The sequence below is a fragment of the Clostridioides sp. ES-S-0049-02 genome (genome assembly GCF_020658465.1).
Classification (GTDB): Bacteria; Bacillota; Clostridia; order Peptostreptococcales; family Peptostreptococcaceae; genus Clostridioides.
Window position 1 is genome coordinate 1,116,967 of the sequence record NZ_JACVWG010000001.1, and the last position, 26,279, is coordinate 1,143,245.

Here is a 26,279-nt window from a genome sequence, read left to right on the forward strand (position 1 = left end):
TTACAACGATTATTTATTTTTTAACCTATTTACATGTTTAAATTCATACTTCCCATTTGATATCCTGACATATCTAGTGTAACATATTTAAAGCCAAATTTTTTTAATTTAGTGTCAACTTTACTAAAATTGTTATTTTCAAAAAATTTACCTAATTCTTCCTGATTAACTTCTATTCTAGCTATATCTCCATGCATTCTTACTCTAAATTGAGAAAAGCCCAAATCAGATAAATATTCTTCACTTTTTTCTATTATCCTAAGCTTTTCATCTGTAATTTCAACACCATAAGGAATTCTGCTTGCCAGACATGCAAATGATGGTTTGTTAAAAGTTTCTAACTTCATATCTCTTGAAAGTAACCTAATTTCATTTTTCTTTAATCCACTTTCTTTCAATGGACTAATTACTTCTAGTTCATTTAGTGCTTTAAGACCTGGTCTATAGTCTCCTAAATCATCTACATTGGTTCCATCTACTATGTACTTTATATTATGTTCCTTTGCGACCTCTTTTATTTTAGTAAATATATATTTTTTACAATAATAACATCTTTCAACACCATTTTCTTTGAATTCCTTTAAATCAAAATCTTCTATTTTTAATATAATATGTTTAACTCCAAAATTTTTAGTATATTGTTTTGCTTCTTCTATTTCTCTATTTGAGTGCATCATTGCATGAATAGTTACAGCTATAACATTATCTCCTAATGTATCTCTTGCTACTTTAAGTAAGAAATTACTGTCAACTCCACCTGAATAAGCAACTGCCACACTTTCTAATCCAATCAATTTTTCTCTTAATTTTTCTAACTTTTCTCTTTCCTTCACTAAATCTACCTCCATATCAATAAAATATGAACTCTAAAACTATTCTTATTTTTTACATACTTAATGATTATAACATATAAAGTATATATTTAAAAAATTAGAATGACTTTTAAATATATTAATTATAATATTAAAGTACTTTTATTTATATCTTTACAATTTAAGTATATTGCTGTATTACACTATATAAAAACAAGACAGTGTAATACAGTAATATACTTAAAAGCCATGAAGCCTAAATAGCCTATCTTCATGGCTAAGTTCACGATTTTATTCTCATATAATTACTCTTCTTATCGATATAATTGTAAATTACAAAAAGATACTATCATTAAAAATGTTTTAAAAACTTAATACTTATAGTTTACAGAGCCCTATATCAATCCCACCAAAAAAGCCATATGGTAGAATCTTGTATTACCTCTTTTAGAGCTCTTAATGTCTCATATCCTTGTACAATAATATCTTCACAGTACAAGATTAACTCTATGCATAGGTTATTGAACATTTTATTGTCACTAGGTATATTTTTTGAAAAATATTGGACTGTGTCACATCCAATTGCTATTGGGTATGCTCCATAGTTTTCGTACCAATATTTTGCAACTGCTATATGCTCTTCATCACTAGGACAATCGTTAAATCCACCAATTGGTATATATGCAAATACTTCATAAGGTTTAGTTGTTGGAACTTTAGCTATGTAAACTTTGTTATTTTCTTGAAATATATCTATATTTGTAATTGGGTTAAAACTTTTATAATCACAAAAAATATCTTCTGACTCTATGAGTTCCTTTACCACCTCTGAAATTTCACTCTTCCTACACTTGAAAAATTCATTTACATCAATTTCATTATATTTTTTCAGACAATGCTCTTTGTAGTTCTCAAGAGAACCATGCTCTTTATTGACAATATCAATGTTTTCTTTTAGCAATCCTACCTTTTCATCGATAATTATAATTGGTGTATATCCTTTTTCTTTTCCATCTTCTATCATTGTCTCCAATAAATTGTCAATATCAATCTCATTGTTCACAGGAACACATTCAAAACCATATAAATCTTCAATACCCATATTTATCTCCTATTCTTTTTAGATTTAATTCTTTTGAAAGTTTTCTTTTTTTGTTGTCAAATTTTTAAATACTATTATTATTTGTAAAACTATAAGTAGAGGTATAATTTATAAAAAACATTCATATTAAATAAATTTTCATTTAATTTTTTGTATAAATATAACGTTTTTATGACAATATCCTCATATAAATATAATATCACAAAACAAATGTTCATGGTTAATAATAAGTAATTTTGTAATAATTCGTTGTAATATTATGTTATTTTAAATAAAATAAATGATATAATTTGTATAAGAAAGGGTATATTTATTCACATTAAATTTATTTGAGACAAGGTCAATGTGAATTTTTTTAATAGTAACAAATATCCCCAAAATAATAAATAATATTAGACTTTATGTATAGTATAAATTCTAATAAATCACATGCATGTTTGCAAGAATTAATAGATTAAAATCAAGATTTAGATTTAATAGTACTTTTATGTGAAAAGATATGTATTTATTTAATATATTAAACTCAGAAAGTACAAGATTCTACTATCTAATAGCTAATAATTCTATTGATGTGCTTTTAATCCCAATACTAAAAACACTTACATAGAGACTAGAAATGTACTTTTCTAACTTGTAATTAACAGTAATTACTATGTATAAATTTTAACTGCATTGAGAAAATAGTAGAATAATATACCTGTAAAATTTATTAGAGTTGTATATTCACGTGTATTTCTTATTATTTATGTATAACAAAAGTAAATTTAATACATAAATTTATAGGTGTACCAATTAAAAATTTTAACTAATACACCCATTGATTTCTATTCTTCCTTTAATAAAATATCTTTCCATACATCTTCTTTAAACCCTAATAGTACATTTTTACCATCAAATAGTAGTGGTCTTTTAATAAGCATACCATCACTTACTAATATTTCTAGCAGTTTATCATCTGACTCAGTCTTTACTACATCTTTAAGACCTAATTCTCTATATTTCATTCCACTTGTATTAAAAAACTTTTTTATATCATATCCACTAATATTATAAATTAATTCTAATTCATTTTTAGTTGGTGGATTTTGAACCATATCTATATCCTCAAATTCCAAATTATTTTCTTTAAGCCATTTTTTTGCTTTTTTAACTGTAGAACATTTTGTATATCCATATAATTTAATCATTATAGTAAAACTTCCTTTCTAATTTTTTATCTCTATATTTACATTTTTATACCCATAATATGTATATTATAATCAAGTTTTATTATAAATACGATAGAACAGTTCAAATTTTCTAGCATCAATAGATACAGTCTTAGTTATATTAAAATCTCCATATTTGCTTTCATTAAATTTATAATTGCTACTGTTGATGATAAATTCTTCCTTCTCATACTTTTTCTTTAGCTACTTTGGTGTGAAGTATGGCATTTCTATAATTTTAATCTTACATTATACATTTTTTGAATTTTTATACATGTAAAAGCCGTGACAGTTTGATATCACGACTTTTTTACTACACGGTTAAATTAAATTTTAACTGCTCTAATATATCAAAATTTATATTTTTCATTGTAAAAGTCAGACAAACAATCCTTATTTTTTTATAAAATTTCAATATAAATTCCGTTTTTAAAAATTTAAACAATTTTTTCTTTTATTTGAATATCCTCAACTATACCATCTTTTATACTTATAATCTTATCAGCAACACTATTTGAAAATACAACATCATGTGTAATTATCAGTATAGTCATGCCTTTATCTTTAAGCCTATTCATTATATTTACTACTTTTTGAATAGTATCAATATCAAGTGCAGAAGTAGGCTCATCAAAACAAAGAACTTTTGGCATTAATGCACAAGACCTAGCTATTGCAACTCTTTGTTGCTGTCCTCCTGACAACTCAAATGGATATGAGTTCAATTTTTCTTCCAAATCAACTAGTCTCAAAAGTTCTTTAGCTCTATTTTCAGCTTCCTCTCTAGGGACTTTAAAAACATTAACTGGAGATTCAATTATATTTTCAAGGACAGTCATATGAGGAAATAGATTAAAGTTTTGAAAAACCATACCTATTTTACCACGTATTTTTGCCATGTCTTTCTTACTTTTTATTATTTCATTATCTATTATAATTTCTCCACTATCAAATTCTTCAAGACCATTTATACATCTTAATATTGTGGTCTTCCCTGCACCAGATTTGCCAAGCAAAACTCCAATCTGACCTTCTTCTAGTTCAAAAGAAATATCTTTAAGCACTTTATTTTTTTTAAATGATTTATTTAAATTCCTGATTTTCAACATATAAAAAACCTCCTCCTATAATTATTGTAGCTTTATCTGTAATAAGAATATTTTTTTTCAAGTAATTCAAATCCCTTAGTAAGTATAGCTACAAATATAAGATATATTGCTCCTGCCTCAAATAGTGGTAACAAACTTGCTTCTCTATTCATTGCTATTTGAGATATTCTTAAAATATCATTTAATCCTAATATATATACTAAAGATGTATCTTTTACTAATGTAATTACTTCATTTGAAATAGGTGCTAGTATTCTTTTAAAAACTTGTGGAAATATTATTCTCTTGTACATCGTAAATTTGTCAAACCCTAGTACTTTTGAAGCTTCATATTGACCTCTATCTATTGATTGTATTCCACCTCTAAATATTTCTGCAAAGTATGCTGCATAATTTAAGAAGAAAGCTACTATTCCAGCTGTGAACCTGTCAAATACAATTCCTATAAGAGGTAAACCATAGAATATGACTATCATTTGTAAAAGTAAAGGTGTTCCTCTCATTATTAATATATAACATTGTGTAATACCACTTATTAATTTATTTTTTGATAATCTTAAAAATGCAACTCCAATCCCCAATGGAATTGATACTATTAATGTTATACAAAACATTGCTATAACTATTTCTAAACCTTGTAACATGCCTTTAGTGCCCCCTTCTTAACAGCTAACTTATCTCTTATTTAAACCACTTATCATAAATTTTGTCAAAAGCTCCATCTTTTTTCATTTCTTTTAATGTTTCATTTATTTTTTTACAAAGTTCTGGATTTTCCTTAGATGTTGCTACAACATAATCTTCTAATCCAAAATCTTCTTTTAATACTTTATATTTATCTTCACCTTTTTGTCCCATATAGTATCTAATTAAAACTTCATCACCAACAACTGCGCTAGTTCTACCTATCTCTAAGTCTCTAAGTGCTTTATCGTAAGTATCATAAAGAACTGGTGCTCCACCCTTTAAGCTATTCATAAAATCTTTATCTTTTTCTACTGCATCAAGAGCTGTTGAACCTTGTTGAGTTCCAACTTCTTTATCTTTTAAATCAGCTTTTGTATTTACTTTTGAATCACTTAAAGTAACTATTATTTGTTTATTTTGTAAATAAGGTTCTGTATATGATACTATTTTCTTTCTCTCATCTGTTATAGAATATCCATTCCATAATACATCTACAGTTTTTGAATCATTTAACTCTGTTTCTTTCATTGACCAATCTATTGGTTGAAATTTAACTTCCATTCCAAGTCTCTTAAATGTCTCTTTTGCTAAATCAACATCAAATCCCACTGTTTCTCCTTTTTCATCTAAAAATCCCATTGGTACAAATGTATTATCAAATCCTACAATTACCTCTTTTTTTGATGCATTTGAAGCATCTTTATCCTTTTCATTATCTGATTTTGAGCAACCTGCCATTCCACTTACTAAACCTAACATAATTGTAAATAATCCTAATTTTTTTAATATATTTTTCATAATATTCTCCCTCGTCTTTTAAATTTTTAAATTTTAAATATTTTGATTATTTCAGAAAAAATGTATCTATTGCAATATAATTCTCTGCGCGCTTAAAAAATTATATTAAAAAACTCCCGTCTCTAGCTATTGCTAGAGGACGGGAGTTAAATCTCGTGGTTCCACCTCTGTTCATTAATGCCTCACGACACTAACCTCTTTAAGTACAATAAAAATTATACTCTAGCACTATAACGGATGCAAGGATACCGGGAAACTCCTAGTAAAGTATTTTTACTCTTTCAGAGTCCTGCTCAAAGATGTGTTCAAAGTAAAATCTATTGCTCCTCTCACCAATCGGAAACTCTCTGTTTAAGATTACCTACTTTTACTATTTCTTTTCATCGCATTTAATGTTGTTTTGAATTCTTATTTATGATATTGATTTTATATCATAAGGCAATATCTGTCAATATATATTTTAAAATAAATATAAAAATCTAATTCCAAGGTACAACTTCTACCTCACCATAGCATCGTTCTACCAATCTATTAGAATACTCTCCTTTATATCCCAAAATAAAAAGCAAAACAAGCTCAATATATCTTGTTCCTATTGAAATGATATTCCAAATGTCTTCAACTTCTAATGTAGCTCTATGAGCTTTTCTACTTGGATGAACTATACTATTTCTTAAATAAATAACTAAATCTATTCCATCATCAAACTTCTTTTTTATCATGCTATCAAATATGTCTAACTCATATTTACCATATGGTATCTTACATATATCAAGTAGAAGTCTGATATTTTTAGATGCCAAATTATGGTCAAAAGTTTCATCTGTAAGCACCTTATTTTGCTCTACCAGCACTACATATGACAAAGTTTCAAGTGCAATCTGTACAGATATTATATTATTTTCCATAGTCACACTTCCAAGAGACTCTATATACCAATCAACGACACTCTTTATCGCAGAACCATAATAAAAATCTTCTAATTTTTTGCACATGAGACTTATATATTTTTCTATATTATGATAATTCGACAGCGTATCTGACCATGTTGGTACATATCTAAAAGGTGTTATTTGATTTTCATTCCAAATTCTATAAACTTCATTACCATTTCTATATCCTTTTGCCAAACAAAATCCAACATATCTGCCACACATAAAACTCAAGGCTGTTGCTACTCTATCTAAAAGATTTATTGTATTATTAGTTCTAAAAATTCTACCATCTTTTCTTCTAATCCTACCTATATGAGTTATTATTGCACCAGATTTAGACTTTAAATCTGACTTCAATTCTTTTCTATAATCATACCGTTTATCTATAGTAACAACATAATCATTTATATCAAATTCAATTCTACCTGCATATACCTTATCATTGTATTTTATAAGTTTTCCAGGTATTTTATCTAAGTTTATTATATTAAAATCTACATGTTCAACATAAGAGTTTTTAGATTTTATACAATCATCATTGATATATCCTTCTATCACAAAATCACTTAGAGTGTTTATTGTTATAGAAATAATCTTATAACCATAGACTTCAAGAATAGCATTATCATAGTCCAAAACTAAGTTCTCATCTTCATTTTCTATATCTTCAATGCAACCTATATCTGCTTTAAAACTTATGGATATTGGAGGTGTCATTTTATAATAAATTTTTCCATTACATCTATATTTCTTATCTAAATATATACAAAATCTACCTTCATAGATACTAATATCTTCATTGATACCATAGCTTAAATATTCTGATGTTATAGAATCATCAATTTCTTTCATTTTTATTCCCACCTTTGCTTTTGTATAATAACATGGGGATTTCATTTCTTTTTTATTTAGTAAAACCCAATCTATTATATAATTCAATATATTATTTTTATTAATTATGTATTTTATAATTTCTTATAAAAACAGTATCATTCTAGTATCATCGTTTGTTAGAGACATTATGTATTTTATAATTTTTTATTTATTAATAATACCTAAAATAGATTTTAAGAAATCATTTTATTACCATAGCTTTTATTCATTTAGATATTATCATTCATATATGTACATTGTCAAAGAAAACATTTAATTTATTAAATATTTTCTTTAACAATATATTATTATAATCTTATAAATAATATATTTAATAAACTGAATCTATTTCATTAAATGATTTTTCAAAATAAAAATGGTAGCTTTAATTTGTTATTTCAAAACTACCATTAGATTATGTATATTTTCTTTTAACATATAAAGCTTTTACTCATTACAACGATTTTTACTACGTTTATTTAGTCTATATATTCAAAATATTATGGCACTCATAAAATTGGAACCCAAAATTCAATCAAACTTTTACCATCCTTATCAACTAATTCTCCATATCTCGCAAAATCATATTTAGCATTTTCATTTAACTGGCATGTTGACTGAGGTAACCATTCTTTATAAGCATAATCTACAACAGGTTGTAAGCTATCTTCTCCCTTTGCTTTAAAGGTAAAAACTATATTTTGCACATTCACCTATAACAGAAAAACCTAGTCGTGTATTTCCTTTATAGCCTACTAAAAGAATTTTGTCATTTTCAACCATTTTAACTTCCATTATTCTATCACCTCTCAAAGTTTCTTTTCCATCAACAGTAAACTTTAATTGTACAGGATGAAAATCTCCTTTTTTTCTAAATGATTGTGGGCTACATTTAAACATAGCCTTAAATCCAATTGTAAATGATTGTTGTGTTTCATATCCAGCAAATAGTGAAATTTCCATAATTGACTTATCTGTAAAAATTAGTAACCTTCTAGTATGATTGTACCTAATTCTGTCTTAGCTATTTTCACATTTCTTGCTATTGTCAAAAAAAATTAATCACTAATAATGATGGCAACCCGTAAAATTTGGATAATATATCATTACTCAAGGTTAGATAATGTATTTCTTATGTCCTTTTCTACTAATGACTTCATATTATCATTATAAATATTTATATCTGCATTACTTAATTCCGCTCTTATACGATGAATAAGTTGTTTCTTATACTTTATGATATTAGGTAATGACTGAATAAAATTTCTCGATACAGAAGGCTTTTTATCCACAATGTGACTTAGTATACTATCTATATTCATTTCAATTTTATTATCAGTATCCCACTTAGCATTTGCAACTATTAACAACAATCCTCTTGTACGAATATATGAACTTTCATTATTAATCATTTCTAGAAAATAATCAAAAAAACAGTATGTAATGTTTGATTTTTTACTTTCATTTTCTAGAAATAAAAAAGTTTTATATGCTTCAGTATGATTTTTTGAACATAATTCTTTAATAAGTAAATCAATATTTTCCAATATTTTCATCTCCTTTGTAACAAATATTTATTTAAGCTGAGTATAACATAACAAAAAATAAATAGAAATAATTGCGATACCTATATAAATATTATCTGTTAATCAATCTGATTTACATCAATGCATGTTAATACTCAATTTTCATTTAAATTCTGTTAATAAGTAATATAATTTTTTTCTAAATTATACTAGTAAAAAGACGCTCCTTTCTGAGCGTCTTCATAATATAAAAATCTAATATTCTTTTAAAGTTCATTGCGTTTTATTTGTAATTAATAAGTTATATAATAAATAGACTTAATAAATATATTATATAACTTATATTTATTATAGTTCCTTTTTTAAAGTTTCTTTTAAAGTATCATATGAAAAATCCATTATTTCTCTACAAGCAACTAAATCTTTCTTTAAGTCTATACATAACTCTGAACCATACTCATTTCTTACTGTTGTTGTCAAATCTTTAGCATATGCTTTAGCTTTAGTACTTTCACCCTCATGGTTTCTACCTCTTACATATCCAATTATTATATTTGAGGCATTTACTGCACCACATAAACTAGCAACTCCACAACCTGAACCTAATCCACTACCTAAACAAACTGGTATATCTGTATTAAACTCTTCATTATATGCTTTTATAACTGACTCTGCACAATTAAACCCTTTTTCATGGTATTTTGATGCTATAACTTTATTGCACATTAAAACTCCCCCTTATCAATGTAAATTAAAAATCTCTTCTAACGTAATTATATCAAATATTAACAAAAAAATCACTTTTAACCAATTTAACTATTTTCTTCTAAATCTAATAGTATTTTTTTTAAGTCAGAATGATTCCCCATATATCCACCAATATTATTTTTACCAACAACTCTGTGACAAGGTATTATTATTGGAATTTTGTTGCTTTTACTTGCTTGTCCAATTGCTCTAACAGACTTTGGATTATTTATATTTTTTGCTATTTCTGAGTATGAGAGTGTTTTTCCATAGGGTATTTTTAACATTTCTTCATAGACAGACTTTTGAAATTCAGTACCATCAACACGTATTTTCAAATCAAATGTTTTTCTTTTTCCATTAAAATAATCATCTATCTGATTTATTGCCTCTTTTAAATCTTCTTCACTTCTTTTTATATCTATTCCTTTTTTAATATATTCTTCTTTTAAATTATTAAATTTTTCATCTCCTATATCTAAACTAACTACAAAACCATCTTCACTCAATATGTACAAATTTCCTATTTTAGACTCATAAACATCATATACTAAATTCATATAACGTCCCCCCTTTTATATTAGTATACATATAATTTTTCAAGTAATAAAGAGTTACCCTAAAAAATAGAGTAACTCTTTTTATAATTGTTATACAATAGTAATTTATTTAGATAGCTATAAATTTTCAATATGTGAAACATTAATCTTCTATATTTTTAAAAGCTTTAGAAAGCATAAGTTTTATCCTGTTAAGCTGATTCACCTCGCTTGCAGAAGGGTCATAATCAATAGGAATTATATTTGCATTCTTATATAATCTTTTTAATTCTTTTATAGAACCTTTACCAATTATATGATTAGGTAAACATCCAAAAGGTTGCATACAAATGATATTTTCCACACCTTCATTCAACAATTCAACCATCTCACCTGTTAAAAGCCATCCTTCTCCAGTTTGATTTCCTAATGATACTACTGGTTCTGTATTTTTCGCAACTGTTTTTATATTTCCTGGAGCGTAAAATCTTTTACTTTTATCAAGTGCTTTTTTATATACTCTTTGGTATATACTTGTTATGTATATAAAGGCTTCTCCTATCATTCTACTTTTTCTACTTCCTTCTAAATGAGTGTGTTTATAAATAGTATTAAACGCACAACTTAAAAAGAAATTTGTAAGGTCTGGTACAACTGCTTCAGCACCTTCTCGCTCTAATATATTCACTAGATTATTGTTTGCAATTGGATGAAATTTAACTAATATTTCTCCAACTAAACCTACTTTAGGTTTTTTAATATCTAATATCTCTAGGTTATCAAACTCATTTACTATCTCTTTTATGTTTTTAGTAAATACAGAAATTTTAGCTTTGACTAGAGATTTTTTACATATATCAACCCATTTTTCATATAGAGTATTTGTACTTCCAATAACTTTCTCATATGGTCTCACTCTATAGAGTACTTTCATCAATAAATCTCCATATACAACAGACATAAAAAGTCTATTGATTAATTTTAGAGATACATTATCCATTATCCCACTATCTTCTATTCCATTTACACTAAGTGCAATAACTGGAACATCTTTAAACCCTGCATCATACATAGCTTTTCTTAAAAATCCAATATAATTTGTAGCTCTACAACCGCCACCAGTTTGAGTTATTGCAACAGATGTATTATTTAAATCATATTTTCCAGACTTTAATGCTGTTATTAATTGACCTACTACTATTATAGCTGGATAACAAGCATCATTATTTACATACCTCAAACCTTCCTCAATAACACTACTATCTGTATCTTTTAAAATTTCTATCTTATATCCACTCAGATTTACAGCTTCTTCAAGGAATTGAAAATGTATAGGTGACATTTGTGGTGCTAATATAGTATGTTTGTTCGTTATTTGATTATTCTTTGCATACTGTATTCTATCTACTTTCATATTTTTTACATCTATATTTTTACTTTCTCTCTCAAACATAGCTGCTTTTAAAGACCTCATTCTTATCTTTGCAGCTCCCAAATTATTACCTTCATCAATTTTTATAATAGTATATATTTTAGATTTTTCATTAAGTATTTCTTGAACTTGGTCTGTAGTTACTGCATCCAAACCACACCCAAATGAATTAAGTTGAACCAATTCTAAATAATTTTTATCTCTTACAAAACTAGCTGCTTTGTATAATCTTGAATGATAGACCCATTGGTCTACAACTCTAAGTGGTCTTTGCATATTTGCTAAGTGACATATAGAATCTTCAGTAAGTACTGCCATATCTAAAGAATTTATAAGCTCTGGCATTCCATGATTTATTTCTGGATCTATATGATATGGTCTACCACATAATACAATTCCCTTTAAGTTTCTCTCTTTTATCTCCTTAAGTGCTCTTTCACCTGCTGCTTGCATCTCCATCTTAAATGAATTTTGTTCATCAGTCGCTTTATCAACTGCATGATTAATTTCTTCCTTAGTTATATTTATACCATTAAAACGTCTTGATAATTCCTCATGAAGTCTCTTTTTCAACTTTTCCTTATCATTTAGACTTATAAATGGATTTATGTAATTTATATTTTTGTTTCTTATATTTTCCACATTATTTTTTATTACTTCAGAATAAGATATTACAACAGGACAATTATAATAATTATCTGCACTTAAATCTTCTTTATTTTCATTGGTTACACTAGGATAAAATATATTTTTTATTCCTTTTGAAATTAAATTTTCTATATGACCATGAACTAATTTTCCAGGATAACACACTGTTTCAGAAGCAATACTAGTTATACCAGTTTCATATAATTGTTTTGATGACCTATCTGAAAGTACAACTCTAAATCCCATATCATTGAAAAATGTAAACCAAAATGGATAATCTTCATACATATTTAATACTCTTGGTATTCCTATCTCTCCTTTTTTTGCCTTATCTTTTTCTAATGGTTTGTATTTAAAAATCCTATCATATTTATACTTAAATAGATTTATGGGGTTTTTCTTTTCTAAACCTATCTTTTTATCGCCATAAATGGCTTCTCCCTTCTCACATCTGTTTCCTGAAATAAAAATTTCATTATCAGAAAATTTGTTTATTGTAAGAAGACAATGATTTGAGCATCCTTTACATCTAATTACACTTGATTCTAATTTTATACTATTCAATTCTTCTTTGGATAATAAAGATGTTTGATATCCACTTTCATACTTCTCTCTAGCTATAAGAGCTGAACCAAAAGCACCCATAATTCCAGAAATATTAGGTCTAATTACATTTTTGCCAATTAGCCTTTCAAAACTTCTAAGTACTAAATCATTGTAAAATGTTCCACCTTGTACAACAATATTATTTCCAATCTCATTTAAATCTCTGATTTTTATTACTTTAAATAAAGCATTCTTTATTACAGAATAAGATAAGCCTGCTGATATATCTCCAACACTTGCCCCTTCTTTTTGAGATTGTTTTACTCTCGAATTCATAAACACAGTACATCTTGAACCTAAATCGACAGGGCTTTGAGAATAGATACCTTCATGTGCAAATTCTTCGATTGTCATAGATAAAGAACTTGCAAATGTCTCTAAAAATGAACCACAACCTGATGAACAAGCCTCATTTAATATTATATTATCAATTACGCCCTCTTTTATTTTTAAACACTTCATATCTTGACCACCAATATCAAGTATAAAGTCTACATCTTTATTAAAAAATTTAGCAGCTTTATAATGTGCTATAGTCTCTATTTCTCCATTATCTATTTTTAATGCTTTTTTAATAAGTCCCTCTCCATATCCAGTTACAGTTGAACTTAAGATTTTAACGTCTTTTGGTAATATATCATATATTTCATTTATGACCTTGATTGTTGTTTTTAGTGGATTCCCTTCATTACTATTATAGTAAGAATATACTAGATTCCCATCTTCATCAATAAGCGCAGCCTTAGTAGTAGTAGAACCTGCATCAATTCCTAGATAACAATTTTTCTTAATTGAATTTATATCTACATAATCTATTTTTTCTTTTTCATGTCTTCTTAAAAATTCTTCATACTCGTTTTTATCTTTGAATAAAGGTTCTAATAAATTTACTTCTACATCTTCAATATTTTTTATATTGTCTAGTTTTTCTATTAGAGATTTAAGTTTTATACTATCTTCATCTACTGATAATAATCCTGCTCCAATAGCAATATAAAGCTGTGCATCTTCTGGGAAAATTACATTTTCATCTTTTAAATTTAGTACTCTTTTAAAAGCTTCTCTAAGTTCAGATAAAAAATACAATGGTCCACCTAAAAATGCAACATTGCCTTCTATTTTTCTTCCACAAGAAAGAACACTTACTGTTTGTACGACAACTGCATTAAAAATACTCATTGCTATATCAGTCTGCTTAGCTCCATCATTTATAAGAGGTTGAATATCTGTTTTAGCAAAAACACCACATCTTGAGGCTATTGGGTAAATAACATTGTAGCCTTTAGCTAATTCATTTAAACCACTAGCATCTGTCTTTAAAAGGGAAGCCATTTGGTCTATGAATGCTCCAGTGCCACCTGCACATATACCATTCATTCTTTGATCTATTCCTCCACTTAAATAGGTTATTTTTGCATCTTCTCCTCCAAGTTCTATAACAACATCAGTTTCCGGATGGAAATATTCTATTGATTTTGTACTAGATATAACTTCTTGGACAAATTTTACCCCAAGTTTTTTTGAGATTCCAATTCCTCCTGAACCAGTTATTATAATGGTTGCATTTATATCTCCCAATTTTTCGTATATTCCATTTAGTACTTCTTTAACTGATTTCTTCACATCAGAATAATGTCTTTTATATTCTTTATGAACTATATTGTTATTATTAAGTACCACAACCTTTACTGTTGTAGAACCTACATCAATTCCTATATGAAATAATTCATCCATTGTACCCCTCCATACTTATATGCTTTTTTAATTTTTGTAAGTTCTATGGCTTTATTTTAAGTAAGTTATTTTATAATTTTTATGATTAATATTTTTATTTTATGATTCTTTTATTAACCAAGCTTACTCTACTAGGTAATTTCTAATAATACCTTTAAATTTTAAATAAGAACATATAGTTAGTGTACTAAATTTTGTCATAAATTTCTACAGATTTTTGTTACTTTTTACATAAATATAACTTAACTCTAATACCAATTTAATGTTCATATATTATAAAATATCTTCATTCAAAAAAAATGGTTGTCAGTACACAATTCCTTATTGCATATAGACAACCATTTTTTTGTATATTATTTTTATTTTAATTACTTCTATTTATCATATTTATGATACGAGCATAAATATAAAGTGAGCTGCTGCTCCTGCACATAAACCACCTATTGTATGAGAAAGAATTGCTTTTCCAGCTAATTGTCTAGCATTTAATGCATCCATCATACCAATATGTGTACTTAAATATCCACTCCAACACATACCCATTGCTGTAAATACTGCTATATCATTAGGAGTTATAGCTCCTGATTTTATAAATTCTGGAACTAAAGACATTGCTGCTCCAACAGCTCCTAATGAAGTTATAGGGAATGCTATTGCTTCTGGTGATGTAAATCCAAATAATGGCTCTAATATAAATCCAAGCTTATCCCCAAGAACTGGAAGTAATTTTATTCCTTCATATGCAGCTCCTGTATAAACCTCTTGACCTGTAGCAGGGTCTGTAGATGGTCCAAAAGTTAATAACATAACCAATGTACATACTACTAGGACACCAGGGATTATAGCCATTCCCATATCTACACCCATCTTACCACCTTCAAGAATAGCATCTAGACCTCTTTGGAATACATTTCCTTCTCTTATTTCTCTAAATTCAGCTTTTTTCTCTAATGTTCCTGCTGCTTTATCTTCTTCTGGATTATAGTTATAGAACTTCTTAGTAAATGTCAACATTATTCTAACACTTACAACACTACCTATTACTGCACCTAAGTTACCAATCAATGCTGGCAATACATATTCTGTACCTTGAGATATCATAAACGTTGTTAAGATAAGTCCCATACCAAAAGCTGTTCCTAAATTACATAGTGCTGGAACTTGATATTGTTTAAAATACTGTGTGAATGTTTTATCTTTAGCAAAAGGTATAATAGCTGGATTATCTGATAAATAAGTTGTTATAGCCCCTGCTATACTAGCACCAGGTAATCCGTATAAAGGCTTCATAAATATAGCGAAAATTTTATTAATTAATGCTATTACTCCAAACTCTGAAAGTAGTGCGCTTAATGCGCCTGCAAGAACTGCCATAGCCATAATTAAGAAAACTGTCTCTAATAGTAAAGCATGTGCTGTACTCATTATTACTTTAAACATCATTCCTGCGCCCATAATACTACCAACATATCCAAATCCAACTATTAGTAATATTATGAAAACAAATGTCTCCATGCTTACTGCCTTAACCTGTCTCCTGTCTGTTAACTTCTCCATTTTGAATCATCCCTTCTTTTCTTTTGTTGTAAAGCTTAACAAAACCTTTTCTCTTTTTTAATTATACTTATAAATATTACTCTTTGCAACTTTATTTGTCATTTTTTTATCATAAATAAAATGAAAACCAGTATTCCAATAATAAAAATTTTTCAGATTTCTGCAAGTTTTCGACATATTATCTTTCATATATAAAATGATACAATTTCTTACTAAATAGATATAACCTCCTCTAACGACCTAATATCTAATAACAAGTTGTAACTTATAACTTTTATATTAATCAAAAAAGATTATGAAAAATTTTTTCCTTCAATATTTTTCATAATCTTTTTTTCTATTTTTATAAATTTTTTTCAAAAATTTTTTTTTAGTTATGTATTATTTTAATTTTTCAGCTATATATTTTACTAAATCAACAGTTCTTGAGGAATATCCCCATTCATTGTCATACCATGAAACTACTTTGACCATATTATCCTCTATAACCATTGTGGACAGAGCATCTATGATAGATGATCTTGAATCTCCTCTATAATCTATAGAAACAAGTGGTTTGTCACAGTATCCTAAAACACCCTTTAATTCTCCTTCAGCAGCTTCTTTTAATACAGAATTCACTTGCTCAATTGTAACGTTTTCTTTAAGTTCACATACTAAATCAACAAGTGAAACTGTTGGTGTTGGCACTCTAAGTGAAAAACCATTTAATTTTCCTTCTAATTGTGGTAATACTCTTGACACAGCTTTTGCTGCTCCTGTAGTGGTAGGTATTATAGATTCAGCCGCTGCTCTCGCTCTTCTCAGGTCTTTGTGGCTCTTATCTAATATTCTTTGATCGTTAGTATATGAATGTACAGTAGTCATTAAACCTTTTACTATACCAAATTTTTCGTCCAATACTTTAGCAAATGGCGCTAGGCAATTTGTAGTACAAGATGCATTTGAGATTATATTATGCTTTTCATTATCATATTGTTCTTCATTAACTCCAACAACTATAGTTATATCTTCATTTTTTCCTGGAGCTGTTATTATTACTTTTTTTGCACCTGCTTTAATGTGTTTTTCTGCCTTTTCTCTTTGTGTAAATAATCCTGTTGATTCTATAACTATATCAACCCCTAACTCTTTCCATGGTAATTCTTCCGGGTCATTGTATCTCAGTATTTTTATTTCTTTAGAGTTTACTATTAGTGTATCTTCATCCTTTGCTTCTACCTCACCTCTAAAAGTTCCGTAACATGAATCATATGTAAATAAATGTGCCAAAGACTCTGTTGTTGCTCTTGCATTTATGGCTACAATTTCTATATTATCTCCTAATTCTTCTTGAGCTATTCTCAACACAGCTCTTCCTATTCTTCCAAATCCGTTCATTCCTACCTTAATTTTCATTATGAAATGTCTCCCTCCATTACTATGTTTTTACATGATTATTGTACACTAAATAATTCATTTGTTCAATACTTTTTCTAGATTAAATAATTAAATTCTGTGTTTTTTTATTATCAAAAGACAATTAGTGTATCATTTTTATCTCTTTTAACCCTTATTTAGTATATACTTTTTAATATAAAGAGGCTGGAGGGACGTATTTTGCCCAATGTCCCTTGGGACATATTTCACCACCATTTTTTTGAATTTTTAAACTATATCTATATTTGAAAATACAATATGCATTAAAAGATTATCTCTCAATACAAAAACATCTAAAGATTACCTAAAAATAACCCTTAAATTTTTGTATTGATTAATTTACATCTTAAAAAATAAAACAAAAAAGAGATTATATCATTATATGAATAAAATAAATTTTTATACTTTACTCACTTACATAATACAATCTCTTTTTTGTATAATTATTCAAATAATTTAGTTCCTAAACTTACAAACATTTGTAAAATTAAAAATGCTTTTGTATCTATCTTATGATTACTCTGTAAAATTTCTTTTGCTTCATCTTGTGAAACTAAAATAGCTTCAATATCTTCATCTGGTTCTAAGAATTCATCAGTTATATTACCATCGCATATACAGTAAACAAATGCAATCGATTCATCACTCATACCAGGAGATAGATATACTTTCTCATTACTCTTATTTTTTTGAATTTCTAAAAGAGTAAGCCCAGTTTCTTCTCTAAGTTCTCTTTCAACAGAAATATCTATAGATTCACCCTTATCGATAAGACCTGCTGGCAATTCGTATATATATCCATTAATGGGTACTCTAAATTGTTTTATTAAAATTAATTTTTTACTACTTTTATGAAGACCTACTATTGCAACTGCATCTGCACTATCTTCTTTATTTTCAAGATAAATACTTTTTAGTTGTTCACTGCTTTTTCTTGATGCTACCATCCATATCTTATCTTCATCTAGCTTATTTTTATACTCAATTTCAAAAAGTCCCATAAACTTACTTTCAACCAATGGATTTATATTCTTTATTATAGTTTTTTTCAAATTTACTACGACCTCTCTTTGTTTAAATATCCTTAAGTAATTATAGACATAATACTTTAAAATAAGTATTGGATACAGTTTCTTATATCTCCATTTCTAAGTTATCTTTATCTATGAACCCTACTTTAATTTCACAATCAAATATTTCTTTTAATAATTTTGCTAACTCTTCTCTTGCACTCATTACTTGATCTAAATTTGCATTAGTAAAACCATCTATAGGGAAAAATATATTTTTTGAACTACTTGTAATTTTTCCTTCTTCACCTTGTCTCCATATCCATCTTCTAGTTTTTACCATATCTCCAACAGAATAAATTAATTCTCCTTCTTCCATCAACTCAACTTCAGTTTCTCCAAATGGAATAAATTTATCCCCTTTTTTTGAAAATCTAACAAATACATCATCATCTCTAAAATCCATATCATGTGCACCCATTGGAAGTAGATATTTTAAAGAAATAGAGTTTCCTAAGTCTACAATAGGATTTATATGTGGAAGCTTTTTATTTTTAGCAACTCTTGTTGTCATTGCTTCTATCGAACTCATAAATTTATTTGGATTCATCCCTAAACTTCTAAATGCTTCTCTGTATGGTATAATTTCTTCTGCTTCTTTTACCTTTTTATCTTTAAAGTACTCTTCTACTCTGTCTATGCTTATATCTAAAAGATTATTTATTCTTTCAATTTCTTTAGTATTGTCTATTCCTTTTGCAACTACTACACCAAAACATACATTTTCTAATTTATCAAATACTTCTTTTTCTACTATGAATTTCATTTTGCCTTGTCCTCCTGTTATTTTACATTATTTTCTAAGTAAATTTTATCACTTTATGTCTTATAAATATACCCCCTATTTTAGCAATTGTTTAATTTTTTTAAATTTTCCAATTAATACAATATTAGTTCTTATGAAATATTTTATATATAGTAATTATAGATTAGGCTTTTAAAAAAAATATTCTTGCTTTATAATGTATAATATATTTTTATTATACGTCTTATGGAGGTAATATTGTGAAAAATTTGATTTCTATATATTTTATAATTATTAATATTATTGGTTTATCTTCAATGTATATTGATAAGAAAAAAGCAATAAAAAATAAATGGAGAATAAAAGAAGCTACCCTTCTTGCCATAGCAATAATTGGAGGTAGCATCGGTTCTATCATTGGAATGTATTCTTTTAGACATAAAACTAAGCATATTAAATTTACACTTGGGATACCATTTATAATATTACTACAATTGTTATTATTCTATTTTTATATGCTTTAAAGTGATTTTTAAATATAATAATTCTATTTTTATTAATAATTTAAGGTGTATAAATTTTTTAATTTTATACACCTCTTATCTAGCAATTCATAAAAATCTAACCAATTAAATTAATGACCTTTATGTTTGGCTTTTCTTTTTTCTTGTTTCAAAGTAAAAAGTCTTTCTTTTTCTTCTTCTTTTCTAGACTTAGCTAGTATTTTTTTATCTTGTTTTCTTTCTTCATGTTGAAGCTTAAGAGCATTTTGCGCTTTAGTTCCTATAGTTTCTTTAGACTGTTCTTTTTTTACTTTTCTCTGCATCCTTTTATATCCAATATTGTCTTTAGATACATTTTTATCCAATTTGATACTTCCAAAATTTAATGAAAAGAACTTTTCAAGTATGAATTCATATACTTCTACATCCTTAGGTTCTGCTCCAAAAACTACCCTACACACCTCATATTTTTTACCATCTTGTCTTTCGAATATACCTATCCAAAACGGTTCTTCAAATAAGACTGTTAATTTTCCACTAACATTATCCATTGCTAGTTCCTCCTATTTATTTGCTTTATTTCTAAAGAATGGACAACCAAGGAGGCAGGTTACTGACAGCAATTGCTGCGTCTGGACTACCAACCAGACTGTGTTTTTATCTTCATCAGTTAAATATTAACTTTTTTATTTTAATTTGTCAATGTGGACATAAATTTATCTTCCTTACTATTGCTATTAACAACTTTAAATATTATCCATTATTTCTCCATGCATAAACAAAGCTGCTTCTCCAGAAATTTTTACATCATTATCTTTTAATAATTCACACTGAATAATGCCACCACGATTAGAAAGTTGTGATGCTATCATTTTATCTTTTCCCAACTTTTCAGCCCAATATGGTATAAGACTACAATGAGATGAACCTGTAACAGAATCTTCTGAGTCTAATTCTGGACAAAAATATCGAGATACAAAATCTGTATCAGTTCCTTGTGATGTAATTATAACACCTAGCCAACCTGTTAATTTACGTAAATCTTGATAATTAGGTGTATAGTCTATAACTTCTTGTTCATTACTTAGTAACAATATTAAATCTCTTGAAGAGTAGATAGCCACTGGTGTACAACCCAGTAAACTACGTTGTTGTACTGATAATTCAATTTCAATAGGTTCTCTGTTTGGAAATATCATTTCATATAGATTCCCATTTCGTGTAACTTCAAGAGTTCCACTTTGAGTAAAAAAACAAATTTTCTTAATATCTATATCAATAAAATTGGATATAACATAAGCTGCAGCTAAAGTTGCATGACCACATAAATCAATTTCTTCTTTAGGTGTAAACCATCGTAAGTCATAATTTCCATTATTTTTAACTACAAAAGCTGTTTCTGGAAGATTATTCTCTGTTGCTATTTTCTGCATTAATTCTAGTGATAACCTCTTTTCAAGAACACAAACACCAGCAGGATTTCCTTTAAATAATCTATTTGTAAATGAATCAACTACATAATATTTCATTATTCACACCTTCTTTCTAATTTAAAGTTAGGAATACATTCATATTATATTATCCCATATTTAAATAATCAAAACAAATTACTATTTCTTATGAATTTATATAATTCAATATCTTACTCTCGACAAGTATTTATTGAAATACAAAACTAGAATACTTCTTTATCAATATTTCAATAATATTTTCTTTTCTGATAAAATCTCTTCTATAAATCTCTTCTATACTAATTGTAGTGACTTTTCTTTAAACCACATTATGACAGTAATAATTGTTGCACATACATCTGCTACCAATTGAGTTGCAATAAGACCTTTCATACCCCATAAATTTGTGAAGATCAACAAAAATGGAATGAACAGCAAACCTTGACGACATATACTTAGCATACCACCTTGTTTTGCTTTTCCAATTGCTAAAAAGTAATTTCCTATGACAATTTGAACCCCTAATGTCATAAATGAAATAGCATCAACAATTAAAGCAGTTCTTCCAATTTCCAATACTTTAACTGATTCTTGATTAAATATATAAATAAATTGCTTTGAAAATAAAATGCACAAAGTTCCAAACAATACATTTACAACAGTACTCCAATATATTGCTGTCTTAGTAGCTCTTTCAACTCTATCTATTTTTCCTGCACCATAGTTATATCCAATCAGAGGAGAATAACCTTTTAAAAAACCATATAAAGCATTTGATTCCAAAGACATAAGGCGATTAACAATTCCCATAGCTGCAATAGCAGCTTCTCCAAATGGTTTAGCAACAATATTAGTTAAACTCACTGCCCCACCAGTCAAAAATTGGAAGAAGCAAACTGGTAGACCGATTTTGAAAATCTCTGTGTAAATAGTACGCTTGATTTTAAAATAACTAAAAGAAATTTTCAAAAATGTATGCCCTTTTAAAATATAAAATCCATAAAATGAGGTAGAGACAAGTTGTGAAATTAATGTTGCAATAGCTGCACCAGAAACTCCCATATGACATCCAAATATTAAAACTGGGTCTAATATGAAGTTTGTTAATCCACCAAGCAACATAGCAGTCATACTAAATGAAGAACTCCCTTCTGCAACTATCATATTATTCATCATTATATTTAAAACATTGAATATAAGCCCCAAAATATATATCAAACCATATTCTCTTACATAATAAAGTGTGCTATCTGTTGCCCCTAAAATATTCATAAGAGGATTAAAAAATAATAGCATAATTGTAACCAAAACAGTGATTAAAAATATACCTGAAAAGAAAGCTATACTACTACAAGCCTTTACTTCCTCATATTCTTTTTTACCAAGAAGCCTTGAAATATAAGAACCTGCACCACTTCCAAAAAGCAATCCTATTCCAGTACCAACCATAGTTAATGGATATACTAAGGATACTGCAGCAGTTTGCAGTGTCCCCAAACGACCTACAAAGAAAGCATCAACAATATTATATAATGCTGATACTATCATCCCCATCATAGTAGGCATTCCTAATTTTAACAGTGATTTCCTTACATCTTCTTTTTCTAAAAGATAGATTCTTTTTTGATTTCCATTCATATCAATCATCCTTTCAAATGTTTTGTTTCAATACAGCATAGTTACTAAACATATTTTCAAAAATAATTGCTACCCTCTACGATAGCAATTTTTTCACACACAGCTATTACTTTTCTTCTAATTTTTTATCAATACTTTCTTCAAAAGCAGAAAAATAACTCAACATATACTCATAAAAAGGCTCTGGCATATCATCTAACAGTTTTAGTGATTCATCATTAGTTTGCTTATGATATTCTTGATGAGCTTTATAATTTTTCATTCCATCATCTGTAAGGCTCAAAACTACTTCTGTATCAGAATCAGGAGATACTTTTTTTACTACAGTTCCTTTATCTACTAGTTTATAAATCATCTGAGAAGCTGCTCCTTTTGTAATACCCAAAACATCTGCAAGAGATGTAATGTTTATTCCAGGATTATCACCAACAGCTGATATTGTATGAATTTCTGATTTTGATAATAGAATCTCTGTTCCATAAGTTCGCTTTTTATCTTCCCACTGATTGTATTTGTGAATAATACGTTCCATCAATGTAATTAGTTTAGAATAATCTCTCATACTTTCACCTCTATTTGTTTAGTTTCATTACTGTTTAGTTACTATACATATTATATCTTTACTTATCAATTGTCAAGTTTCTCTTTAAGAAATATCCAAGGATTTATTTTCATAATTGAATGAATCCTTATTTCTGAACCTCCATATAAAAAAGGAGTACTATTTTTTGTACTCCTTTTTTATAAATTTTATTTTTTATATAGATTAAGATTACTATATTATCTTAATCTTCCAAATTGTTAATTTGACTTAAAATTATAAATTGGTTTCAATATATTAATTATGTCAACTGTTTCTCTTATATTTTCTACAATCTCATCAATTGGCTTATACGCTTGAGGTGCTTCATCAATGGTTTTAATATTTACACTCGTTGTAAATACATTTTTCATAGAATCTTCATAATCTTTCATATTTATACTTCTTTTGGCTTCTCCTCTTGAAAGTATACGTCCTGCTCCATGAGGTGCAGAATTAACCCAATCTAAATTTCCTTTTCCTACTCCCAAGATAACACCATCTCTCATATTTATAGGAATCAATAACTTTCTTCCTTCATATGATGCTATAGCTCCTTTTCTTAGTATTCTGTTTTCAATTTCTATATAATTATGTATAGTTTGAAAATGGTCTAAATCATTGAACTTAAGACCTATACATTCTTCAATTATTCTTTTAGCCATTGTATTTCTGTTTAGTTCAGCATATTTTTGTATAATATCCATATCATGAAGATAATCTTCCATCAATTTTCCTTCTAAATAGCATAAATCTTTTGGTATTTTAGGGGTAAAATTATGTTCTTCTTTAAGCGTTATCAATGCATCCTGAATTTCTTCTTCTCTATTTTCCTTTTTGTACTGCTCAACAAGTCTTTTACTGTCTTCATCAAAGCTATTGCTAATTCTGACATAGTAATCATAAGCTTTTTTTTGGTAGTATTTTGCTACCCTATTGCCAAGATTTCTACTACCAGAGTGTATTATTAAATATTTATTTTTTTCACTATCTTCATTTAACTCAATAAAATGATTTCCCCCTCCAAGGCTTCCAATAGCTCGATTATATTCCTCTGTAGCTTTTCCTATACCTTTTATACAATATAATGATTCTATCTCTTTTTTATAGTTTGCTTTACTATATTTATTTATATTAAATCCATGAGGTATTTTTTTTCTTATAAAATCATCTATCTGTTTCAAATTCAAATCAACTTTACCCAGATTTACACATATAACCCCACACCCTATATCTACTCCAACAAGATTTGGGACTATTTTATCTTGTATTGTCATTACAGTACCTATTACACAGCCAGAACCTGCATGACAATCTGGCATTATTCTTATCTTAGATTTTGTTGTAAATTCCTGATTACATAATTCTATTATTTGACTTATTGTTGTACTATCTACATTATCTGTAAATATTTTTGCTTTATTGTATTTTCCTTGAATCTCTAGCACTAATACCACATCCTTCTAAACTATATATTAATTTTAATATCATATTCTGTTAAAAAAATATATTCAAATAAATTTTATATAAAAAATAATAACAAAAATATTGCTTTTATTTTTATATAATCAAATTTATAATGTATTAAAAATAACATAAAAATGTCCATCTTTCAATATATATACTTTTCTTATGTGATATCATTGTAGATTTCAAGTTTTTATTCATTTAAATATATTCATTATTTTTTTACTATTTTTGTAAAACCAATCCCATAGTCATACTATCATCAGAATATGCTTCACCTTTGACATTATTAAAAATTTCAATAGATTTAAAGCCAATATCTTTAATTTCTCTAAAAAAACTCTCTTTTGAAAAGTATTTATTCCAAATATAAAATACATTTTCACTTCCTTCTGTTATAACAAGAGTTTGTTCTAATGTATTGTAATCACTATATTTGCAATTATCTTGTATACACATATATCTTTCACTACTCCAAAATCCTCCATTTTCATTTATTTCCCATGTTTTAACTTCTTTAAAATCATCGTATTTATTTATTGTAAATACATCTAATATCAACTTTCCTCCAGGTTTTAAACTCTTGTAAATATTCTCCATCAATAGACTTCTGTTTTTAGTTGATAAAGCTCCATAATCACAATAAATTAAAGTAGCTATATCAAATTCTTCACTGTAATTCATATTTAAATAACTTTGAAATAAATATGTTATATTTAGATTTTTCTTTTCATTTCTACTTTGTGCATAATTAATAGAACGTTTTGAAAAATCAATTCCAGTTACTTTATAACCTTTCTGTGCAAATCTTTCTGAGTATAATCCTGGACCACATCCTAAATCGATTAAATTTGGATACTTATCTGGAGATGCAACTTTAACTATCCAATCTACAGAATCATTAATAAAGTCTAGACTTCTACTTGCTCCTTCAAAATCAACATCTAAATGTGCTTTTAATAACTGTTTTGAGATATATTCATCATCCCAAAAATTAACTTTACTTTCCTTATAAAGTTCTGGTTTTTCTAAATACATGCATAATTTGTTTAACAAAACATACCACTCCTTAAAATTTATTTATAAAATAAAA

The 26,279-nt window shown here is 27.2% G+C and carries 24 protein-coding genes and 1 other annotated feature; of the genes, 1 reads left to right on the plus strand and 23 read right to left on the minus strand.

Annotation, left to right across the window (positions count from 1 at the left end; genetic code table 11):
• Positions 1-29 precede the first annotated feature (29 nt).
• The 17 genes from larE to IC213_RS05090 form a co-directional block, all read right to left on the minus strand.
• Positions 30-848, minus strand: a complete 819-nt coding sequence (gene larE / locus IC213_RS05010; protein WP_227435940.1) for an ATP-dependent sacrificial sulfur transferase LarE — start codon at positions 846-848, stop codon at positions 30-32.
• 364 nt (positions 849-1,212) lie between these two features.
• Positions 1,213-1,914, minus strand: coding sequence for a DUF4253 domain-containing protein (locus tag IC213_RS05015; protein ID WP_227862807.1), 702 nt, complete (start codon positions 1,912-1,914; stop codon positions 1,213-1,215).
• A gap of 824 nt (positions 1,915-2,738) precedes the next feature.
• Positions 2,739-3,101 carry an arsenate reductase family protein gene (locus IC213_RS05020; RefSeq protein WP_227435937.1) on the minus strand — a complete coding sequence of 121 codons (363 nt, stop codon included), beginning with the start codon at positions 3,099-3,101 and terminating at the stop codon, positions 2,739-2,741.
• A 458-nt stretch (positions 3,102-3,559) separates the two neighbouring features.
• A complete protein-coding gene (locus IC213_RS05025; protein WP_227435935.1) occupies positions 3,560-4,231 on the minus strand; it encodes an amino acid ABC transporter ATP-binding protein in 672 nt (223 codons plus the stop codon).
• 32 nt (positions 4,232-4,263) lie between these two features.
• Positions 4,264-4,875 (minus strand): amino acid ABC transporter permease, encoded by a 612-nt coding sequence (locus tag IC213_RS05030; protein ID WP_227435933.1) that lies wholly within the window; start codon positions 4,873-4,875, stop codon positions 4,264-4,266.
• Positions 4,876-4,912: 37 nt separating this feature from the next.
• Positions 4,913-5,716, minus strand: coding sequence for an amino acid ABC transporter substrate-binding protein (locus tag IC213_RS05035; protein ID WP_227435931.1), 804 nt, complete (start codon positions 5,714-5,716; stop codon positions 4,913-4,915).
• Between the two features lie 132 nt (positions 5,717-5,848).
• Positions 5,849-6,109, minus strand: a binding site (T-box leader).
• A gap of 86 nt (positions 6,110-6,195) precedes the next feature.
• Entirely contained in the window at positions 6,196-7,503 is a 1,308-nt protein-coding gene (locus tag IC213_RS05040) for a hypothetical protein (RefSeq protein WP_227862808.1), read from the minus strand.
• 530 nt (positions 7,504-8,033) lie between these two features.
• A complete protein-coding gene (locus IC213_RS05045) occupies positions 8,034-8,231 on the minus strand; it encodes a GyrI-like domain-containing protein (RefSeq protein ID WP_227862809.1) in 198 nt (65 codons plus the stop codon).
• Positions 8,206-8,538: a helix-turn-helix domain-containing protein gene (locus tag IC213_RS05050; RefSeq protein ID WP_227862854.1), complete on the minus strand. Its 333-nt coding sequence runs from the start codon at positions 8,536-8,538 to the stop codon at positions 8,206-8,208. Before IC213_RS05050 ends, IC213_RS05045 begins: the two co-directional genes overlap by 26 nt.
• 92 nt (positions 8,539-8,630) lie before the next feature.
• The gene (locus IC213_RS05055) at positions 8,631-9,071 is read right to left on the minus strand and encodes a SufBD protein (RefSeq protein WP_227435925.1); all 441 of its coding nucleotides are present in this window, start codon (positions 9,069-9,071) and stop codon (positions 8,631-8,633) included.
• Positions 9,072-9,398: 327 nt separating this feature from the next.
• Positions 9,399-9,776: a C-GCAxxG-C-C family (seleno)protein gene (locus IC213_RS05060; protein WP_227845334.1), complete on the minus strand. Its 378-nt coding sequence runs from the start codon at positions 9,774-9,776 to the stop codon at positions 9,399-9,401.
• 86 nt (positions 9,777-9,862) lie between these two features.
• Positions 9,863-10,357, minus strand: coding sequence for a methylated-DNA--[protein]-cysteine S-methyltransferase (locus IC213_RS05065; protein WP_227435913.1), 495 nt, complete (start codon positions 10,355-10,357; stop codon positions 9,863-9,865).
• Between the two features lie 142 nt (positions 10,358-10,499).
• Positions 10,500-14,756: a 2-hydroxyacyl-CoA dehydratase gene (locus IC213_RS05070; protein ID WP_227862810.1), complete on the minus strand. Its 4,257-nt coding sequence runs from the start codon at positions 14,754-14,756 to the stop codon at positions 10,500-10,502.
• Positions 14,757-15,143: 387 nt separating this feature from the next.
• The gene (locus IC213_RS05075; protein ID WP_227483144.1) at positions 15,144-16,313 is read right to left on the minus strand and encodes a hypothetical protein; all 1,170 of its coding nucleotides are present in this window, start codon (positions 16,311-16,313) and stop codon (positions 15,144-15,146) included.
• A gap of 381 nt (positions 16,314-16,694) precedes the next feature.
• Positions 16,695-17,711: a type I glyceraldehyde-3-phosphate dehydrogenase gene (gene gap, locus IC213_RS05080; RefSeq protein WP_227862811.1), complete on the minus strand. Its 1,017-nt coding sequence runs from the start codon at positions 17,709-17,711 to the stop codon at positions 16,695-16,697.
• Positions 17,712-18,175: 464 nt separating this feature from the next.
• Positions 18,176-18,784, minus strand: coding sequence for an NUDIX hydrolase (locus IC213_RS05085; RefSeq protein WP_227483146.1), 609 nt, complete (start codon positions 18,782-18,784; stop codon positions 18,176-18,178).
• 82 nt (positions 18,785-18,866) lie between these two features.
• Positions 18,867-19,568, minus strand: coding sequence for a B3/4 domain-containing protein (locus IC213_RS05090; RefSeq protein WP_227435897.1), 702 nt, complete (start codon positions 19,566-19,568; stop codon positions 18,867-18,869).
• 239 nt (positions 19,569-19,807) lie between these two features.
• Between IC213_RS05090 and IC213_RS05095 the strand changes: the two genes are divergently transcribed.
• Positions 19,808-20,071 carry a DUF1294 domain-containing protein gene (locus tag IC213_RS05095; RefSeq protein ID WP_227831005.1) on the plus strand — a complete coding sequence of 88 codons (264 nt, stop codon included), beginning with the start codon at positions 19,808-19,810 and terminating at the stop codon, positions 20,069-20,071.
• A 110-nt stretch (positions 20,072-20,181) separates the two neighbouring features.
• On the opposite strand, the gene IC213_RS05100 is transcribed toward IC213_RS05095, so the two are convergent.
• The 6 genes from IC213_RS05100 to IC213_RS05125 all read right to left on the minus strand — a co-directional run bounded on the left by IC213_RS05100 (position 20,182) and on the right by IC213_RS05125 (position 26,242).
• Complete coding sequence (locus tag IC213_RS05100; RefSeq protein ID WP_227483147.1) at positions 20,182-20,601, minus strand: YjdF family protein; 420 nt, start codon at positions 20,599-20,601, stop codon at positions 20,182-20,184.
• A gap of 195 nt (positions 20,602-20,796) precedes the next feature.
• A complete protein-coding gene (locus tag IC213_RS05105) occupies positions 20,797-21,579 on the minus strand; it encodes a PhzF family phenazine biosynthesis protein (protein WP_227483148.1) in 783 nt (260 codons plus the stop codon).
• Between the two features lie 216 nt (positions 21,580-21,795).
• Complete coding sequence (locus IC213_RS05110; protein ID WP_227834427.1) at positions 21,796-23,139, minus strand: MATE family efflux transporter; 1,344 nt, start codon at positions 23,137-23,139, stop codon at positions 21,796-21,798.
• A 106-nt stretch (positions 23,140-23,245) separates the two neighbouring features.
• A complete protein-coding gene (locus tag IC213_RS05115) occupies positions 23,246-23,701 on the minus strand; it encodes a MarR family winged helix-turn-helix transcriptional regulator (RefSeq protein WP_227435888.1) in 456 nt (151 codons plus the stop codon).
• A 239-nt stretch (positions 23,702-23,940) separates the two neighbouring features.
• Positions 23,941-25,167 carry an RtcB family protein gene (locus tag IC213_RS05120; RefSeq protein ID WP_227483150.1) on the minus strand — a complete coding sequence of 409 codons (1,227 nt, stop codon included), beginning with the start codon at positions 25,165-25,167 and terminating at the stop codon, positions 23,941-23,943.
• Positions 25,168-25,411: 244 nt separating this feature from the next.
• Positions 25,412-26,242, minus strand: coding sequence for a class I SAM-dependent methyltransferase (locus tag IC213_RS05125; protein WP_227483151.1), 831 nt, complete (start codon positions 26,240-26,242; stop codon positions 25,412-25,414).
• Positions 26,243-26,279: the final 37 nt, after the last annotated feature.